Origin of the sequence: Parendozoicomonas sp. Alg238-R29 (assembly GCF_947331445.1) — a bacterium.
Lineage (GTDB): Bacteria > Pseudomonadota > Gammaproteobacteria > Pseudomonadales > Endozoicomonadaceae > Sansalvadorimonas.
Window position 1 is genome coordinate 1 of sequence record NZ_CAMZOG010000136.1, and the last position, 6,616, is coordinate 6,616.

At 47.2% G+C, this 6,616-nt stretch carries 6 protein-coding genes; 4 read left to right on the forward strand and 2 right to left on the reverse strand.

Annotated features, from left to right (window positions below; translation table 11 throughout):
* The coding region (gene sctC / locus QMA35_RS20485; protein ID WP_281649006.1) for a type III secretion system outer membrane ring subunit SctC at positions 1-1,906 on the reverse strand (1,906 nt) is incomplete at its 3' end.
* 137 nt (positions 1,907-2,043) lie between these two features.
* Here sctC and QMA35_RS20490 point away from each other — a divergent pair.
* Genes QMA35_RS20490 through sctV form a run of 3 tightly spaced genes read left to right on the forward strand, consistent with a single transcriptional unit; the run spans position 2,044 to position 4,961 of the window.
* On the forward strand, positions 2,044-2,439 hold the full coding sequence (locus QMA35_RS20490) for a hypothetical protein (RefSeq protein WP_281649007.1): 396 nt from the start codon (positions 2,044-2,046) through the stop codon (positions 2,437-2,439).
* Positions 2,440-2,448: 9 nt separating this feature from the next.
* Positions 2,449-2,820 (forward strand): tetratricopeptide repeat protein, encoded by a 372-nt coding sequence (locus tag QMA35_RS20495; RefSeq protein ID WP_281649008.1) that lies wholly within the window; start codon positions 2,449-2,451, stop codon positions 2,818-2,820.
* 41 nt (positions 2,821-2,861) lie between these two features.
* Positions 2,862-4,961, forward strand: coding sequence for a type III secretion system export apparatus subunit SctV (gene sctV / locus QMA35_RS20500; protein WP_281649009.1), 2,100 nt, complete (start codon positions 2,862-2,864; stop codon positions 4,959-4,961).
* Positions 4,962-4,982: 21 nt separating this feature from the next.
* Here sctV and QMA35_RS20505 read toward each other — a convergent pair whose 3' ends face one another.
* The gene (locus QMA35_RS20505; RefSeq protein WP_281649010.1) at positions 4,983-5,522 is read right to left on the reverse strand and encodes a GNAT family protein; all 540 of its coding nucleotides are present in this window, start codon (positions 5,520-5,522) and stop codon (positions 4,983-4,985) included.
* 291 nt (positions 5,523-5,813) lie between these two features.
* Here QMA35_RS20505 and QMA35_RS20510 point away from each other — a divergent pair.
* A partial coding sequence (locus QMA35_RS20510) for a hypothetical protein (protein ID WP_281649011.1) occupies positions 5,814-6,616 on the forward strand: 803 nt, incomplete at its 3' end.

The following is a 6,616-nucleotide window of genomic DNA, read 5'->3' on the forward strand; positions in this document are numbered from 1 at the left end:
CCACAGGCATATCTCCCAGAATGGGAATTTTATTCTGATTATTTCTGGTCTCTTCGTAGTAATAACCACCAACCAGTAGACTCTCATTCTCGTCGATGACTGCCTGAGTGCTTATGGAGCTGTTCTTCACTACAGGAATATTGTCTGCTCCCGTGGCCTCTTGGGAGCTTGCCTGGCCACCATCTTGAATATTCACGCTCAGGTGTAGCTTCCGGCCTGTGACCTCATCCACGATGCGTGGAGTGACTTTTAATACCGACCCATAGGTAACAGGGAAGAGTTCCGCAGACTCCTGGCCAGCAACGCGAACATAAAAGGTTTGACTGTTATCCAGAACCGCTTCCATGTTATCAAGCGTGAGTACAGAGGGACGGGCCAGAATCTTGGCATTACCTTGGTCAGAAAGGATATTTACGCGGGCAAACAATTTCCCGCTGGTGAGATTGATGATTGTGGTGAATGTATCGCTTGGGGTTGAGTTGTCATCGTTCTTAAAGGGGTTGAAGCGAATATGGTCGCCACTCTCTCTTCCCAAGCGCCAGTTTATTCCCAGTTGCTCCAGATTTTTGGTGTTGACATCAATGATGGATACATTGATTTCTACCTGAGCGAGAGGCTTATCCAGAGTATTGATCAAGCTTTCATACATCGGCATTTTAGACTCAAGGTCGTGGATGATGACTGAGTTCAAACGGCGATCTGCATTGATAAATACACTTTCAGGTGTTGTGGTTTGTGCCGGAGCCTGAGGTGCTACAGCCTCAGGCTGTTGACCGGCAGGAGTTGCAGGAGCAAGTCCTGGCACAGAGCGCTGTGGTGCTGCGGCTGGAGTACTGCTCAGGCCACCCCCATTAACGATCTGGCGAAGAATCGTGGCCACACCAGGAACAGTGACGGATTGATTTCGGAAAGAGAAGGATCGGTCATCAGCCCAGGCGTATCGTAGAGGGAAGACCTTTACTGTTTGCTTGCTGCGCTGGCGCTGCCCTGATTTGGCATCCAGAAGTAGTGCTGTTTCAGTAATAAGTTCCATATATCGGGGAGGGCCGGAAATATAGATGATGCCTTCCTGTGGTCTGGCCTTCCAGTAAAACCGGCTATCCCAGATGCCAATATCCATCAGGGTTTTTCTAAACTCCTCCGCCCCCAGAAACTGGAGATTCAGAATCTGCTTTTGAATCTCATTACTGTTGTAAACGTAAAGAGTGTTGCCATCAAAATACCAGATCAGGCCGCTGAGCTGAGCAATTTTGTCCAGGAACTCAACCGGAGAAAGCGGACCAATGCGGCCATTAACTACACCATCAACAGCAGCACTGATAATGACCGGGATGCTGTAGTTCGCGCCAAAGTTGCGCAGAACATCGGCTGTTGGTTCACTGTTACCAAAATAAGCGTAGGGGCGGGCACCAAAATCTTGATTAGGCATGGCCATATTGTTCTGGCCATTCGGCATGGTGGGCATCATGCCCATTGGTTCAGGATTCTGAGATGCGATTTCGCCTGCTGAAGTTGCCTCCTCAGGAATCATCAGTTCCTGAGGGTAACCATCTTCCGGCAAGTACAGAATCTGGCCATCCAATAAACTATCCGGATCAGGAATGCCGTTATGGTGTGCCAGTAGAGGAGCCGGTATTCCATACATATCGGCTATTCCGACAAGGGTTTCTCCTGGCTGAACGATATGTTTCTGTCGGGTGTCACCCTGCTCATAAGAGCTATTTTCGGACCAGGGACTAAAAGTTACAGAACTATCGTTAGCGTGGAGCAGCTGTGGAAAAATAGCCAAAGCTATACCCAGCCCAAATATTTGCCCGGCTATTCTTCCAGGGGACTTGCCCTTAAACCCTGAAAATAGAGGGTTTCTTGATCGAAGCTCTGTATAAAACAAGAAGCGTGCGTCCATGCCAGCATCCGGGCGAGAACCGCCCTTTATGAGAAATTGTTGTCAATACACAAAGTTTATACAACCATTTGGAATTCTGCATGAAACTCCTTTTCAGGCTTCAATAAAGAAAGGGACTTCATGCTGCGAGTTTTACAATGGCCGGATCAATTGGTGATATAAATAGTGGGCTAGTCGGTGTCAGCCACACCACTGGCAATGAATATCAGGCTATGCCTTCCAAGTCGGCAATCCGCCCGGCAGTGAACACCAGTGCAGCTGATGCAGTGCATATCAGTAAGGCACTATCGGTTGATGATTCCAAAAACAAGCTGATGGGTTTTGTGCGTGGGGACCGACTGCAGTCCTATACGCCTCAGGATAACCGCGAGCTGCGTAGCGGCATCATTAACATGGTGAGAGATCAGTTGAGCGATATGAAGTTGCCTGAAGATGATCGCAACGCTTTGAACGGTATGCTGGATCTTCTCAAGCAGGATAGTGAGCTTGAGGCACAGGCTACCATGGCCCGTAATATTTTGATTCCGGCTTGATAAGTCACTATGAGTGAAGATATCTCACCAGCTCAGACTGCCCCGGAAGCCTCCGGAGCTTCTCTGAGTGGCAAAGACTGGGTGCTCACCCAGGCTTTTACCAGACTCCAGCAAAGACAGTTCTCTGATGCCCTGAAACTACTTCAGGGGTTACGAGTTTTGTCTCCTGAAGACCCCGAAGTCTATCGAATGCTCAGTTACGCACTTTTGATGGCTGATCAACCTGAAGAGTGTCTTGCCATGGCCGATAGATATCAGCAGTGCATGCCACCTGGTACGGATACTCAGGAGATTTCCTGGATACAGGGGCGAGCCGAAGTTCGTCTGGAAAAAGCGCGCCTCGAAAAGGCGAATGAGCAACCCGGAGATACCCCTCAATAATCGTAGGTTGGTATCTTCCCAGCAGGCTCCGATACTGACCCATGAGCGCAATCAGCATTAAATCAGTTTTGACCGGCATCGGTAAGCGTAATGACCTTATGCTTGCGGTAATGCTGGTATTCATCATTGTGCTGATTATTCTGCCAATGCCTACCGTGCTGGTGGATTTGTTAATCGCCTTGAATATGGGTATTTCCACCATTCTGCTAATGACGGCTATTTATTTGAAAGGGCCGTTGGAGTTCTCCTCGTTCCCTTCAGTTTTGCTGATTACAACGCTGTTCCGACTGGCCTTGTCTATCACAACAACACGACTGATCCTCCTGGAAGGTGATGCCGGTGAAATTGTTTATACCTTCGGAAACTTTGTGGTGGGGGGCAACCTCACGGTTGGTGTCGTAATATTCCTGATTATCACAATTGTGCAGTTCTTGGTAATCACCAAGGGTTCCGAGCGGGTAGCGGAAGTAGCGGCTCGTTTCTCCCTTGATGGTATGCCTGGTAAGCAGATGAGTATCGATGCAGATATGCGTGGTGGTGCCATCGATATGGAAGAAGCCCAGAAACGTCGTGGGCTGGTAGAGAAAGAGTCACAGCTTTATGGTTCGATGGATGGTGCCATGAAGTTTGTAAAAGGTGATGCGATTGCCGGTTTGATCATCATCTTTGTGAACATTGCCGCTGGTGTGAGTATTGGTGTTTTTAATAAGGGGCTCCCTGCCGGGGAAGCTCTTCAGCTTTATTCCATTTTAACTATCGGTGATGGCCTGATTTCCCAGATACCGGCTCTTTTGATCTCTATTACCTCCGGTATTATCGTAACCCGGGTTTCTACTGAAGAAGCTACGGATCTTGGTAGTGAAATTGGTGGCCAACTACTGGCTAAACCCAAGGCTTTGATGGTTGGTGGCGGATTACTGCTTGGTTTTGCCCTTGTTCCTGGGTTTCCCACTCTGACCTTTCTAACTCTGGCCGGAGTTATAGGTGGAGGAGGGGTTTACCTCCTGAAGAAAGCAGGGCAGGAAGATGCCGGAGGTGGTAGCGATGGCGGTATTCCCGCTATGCAGGCGGCAGCTTCTGGAAAACCTGATAAGAACCAGCGACTGGATCAGCAGGAAGAATTTACCCAGACACTGCCTTTGATTATTGATGTACCTACTTCTTTACAGCAGCGCTTGGATACTACTGAGCTGAATGAAGAGTTGTTGAAAGTGCGTAAAGCGCTTTATATGGATTTGGGCGTGCCATTCCCTGGTATCCACCTGCGTTTTAACGATTCTCTGGAGGATGATCATTACAGCGTAATGTTGAATGAAGTCCCAGTGGCTCATGGTCACTTCCGTGATGGTTATGTTTTTGCCCGCGAGCAGTCTGAACATTTGGATATGCTCAAGATTCCTTATGAGTCTGGTGATCAGTTTATTCCTAACTTGGATACTCTTTGGGTACCTGAAAAGAATAAGGACACTTTGGAAAACGCAGGTGTGAGTTACATGAGTGACTCACAAATTCTGACAAATCATCTGGCTTTTGTTTTGAAGAAGTATGCTGAAGATTTTATCGGTATTCAGGAAACCCGTTTTTTGCTGGAGAAAATGGAAGATACTTTCGGAGAGTTAATAAAAGAAGTTCAGCGTTTGATACCTGTGAACAAAATCGCTGAAATATTTCAACGGTTGGTCTCTGAAGATATATCCATTCGAAATCTACGTACGATTCTTCAGTCTTTGGTAATCTGGGGCCATAAGGAAAAAGAAGTTGTTCAGCTGACAGAGTATGTGCGAGGCAGCCTCAAACGCTTTATTAGCTACAAGTACAGTAACGGACAAAATATTCTTCCGGTTTACCTTCTTGACCAGGATTTGGAAGACACAATTCGTAGTGGTATTCGTCAAACATCAGCGGGTGCCTACCTTGCCCTTGATCCTACTGTAACGGCCCGGTTTGTTGAGAAGGTGAAAACAACAGTGGGTAAAATTGGTCACCTTGACCATAAGCCCGTTATGATCACAGCTATGGATATTCGTCGTTATGTTCGTAAGCTGCTTGAAGCTGAGGTGTATGAGTTGGCAGTACTCTCTCACCAGGAACTGACAGAAGAAATCACTGTACAGCCTCTTGGTCGTATATCTTTGAATTAAGAAAGAAAGCTGAGAGTTGAATTAGTTTGCTTTAGGGGGCTCGTCGTCATTCAGGCGGGCAAAAACAAACTGATCGTAGAACTCATCATTTTTATAAATATTCTTTCGGAACACGCCTTCTAGCTGGAACCCGCATTTCTGCAGAACCTTCTGAGAAGGGATGTTATACTCCATCACATCGGCAAATATGCGTTTTAAGCCTTTTTCCTGGAAGCAGTGGTCAACCATCCAGGTTACCGCCTTGGTCATTAAACCATTACCCCAGTATGCCTCACCAATCCAGAAGCCGATTTCGGCACTAAAGCGATGAACATCAGGTTGAATCACGATACCAATCTCGCCAATGGCTTCTTTGTTGTTGGCGATCACGAAACGGTTTTCTGATTCGTTATCCCTAACATACTGAATCCAGTTTCGAGCCATTTCTATGGTGTAAGGGTTGGGAAAACACTCTCTTTGGTTGATAGCGATATTGGCATTGTCGCCATTACGGGAAAGACCGGAGGCATCTCCGTAAAGAAAGTTCCGAATTAAAAAACCATCACCCAGCGGTTGTTCCATGGAATTGAAACCCTGCAATTGTCTACAGGGTATGTATCGGCGAAGAACTAATGGGAGTTAGGTATTCACTGTGATATATGCCGTCTGTCAGGAAACTAATAACTTTCTTGTTGACGAGGTTGGCATAGAGTACCCATGCCAATCCTCTGGCAGTAAGGTAAATCTCACTATTAGCTGATAACTAATAGCGATAGTTTCAGTTATCTCTGATTATTTATCTCTCATAAGAACCCATTTCTTTCTACCTATACTGAAAACAAGTTCTATTTATTGTTTTCAAGGATGTAAGGTATGAATCCGCAGCCTCTGATTGCTTCAGCAGTTGAAGGGAAAGTGCTGGCTGTATCACCTGACGGTGAGACCAGAGTGCTCAGTGAAGGAGATACCTTAGCACCGGGAGAAACTGTTTATGTTGAGGATGGTGAACCCGTTGTCCTTACGTCTGCAGACGGGAAAACTATAACAATTCCATCCGGTACATCATTTACATTACCTCCGGCTGGCTCCTCTATTGATATCAATATGTTTGAGAACATTACTCCCAAGTCTTTCAGGGAGAAGATGGCAGCCCGGTCGTCAGAGGCTCAAGCAGAGACATCTCAAGACAAAGACTATGAAGTTGAGCCAGCTTCAGCCATAGAGGAAATGGCCTCTCAAGAGGCTTTGGAAAAGAAGCGTACCTCTGCTAGTGATGAGAGTGGTAGCTCTAATGTGGCCTCGGATGGTGGTTCCTTAGACTTGGGAACCGGAGGTGGAAGTACGCCTGCCCTGAGTGGAGAGGCTTCATTGAAAGCTACCTCACAGAGTTCATCAATGAAACCGACGAGCTCTTCAAGCCCTCCTTCATCAAGTTTTCAAAAGGTGAGTGAATCCTCATTTGTTCCGGGAGCGGAAGACAAACTATCAGAGGAAGCTTTGCCAACGGAGTTAAAGCCAGCCCAAGAGCAGGCAGAGCCAGAACTCACTCCAAATGATTCGGCTGGGGATGAAGGCGGCCAAATTATTGATCCAGCTCCAGCCCAAAATGCTTTGCCAGAACCGGCTCCAGAGCCTGAGCCCGCGCCAGAGCCCGAACCTGCTCCCGCTCCAGAGCC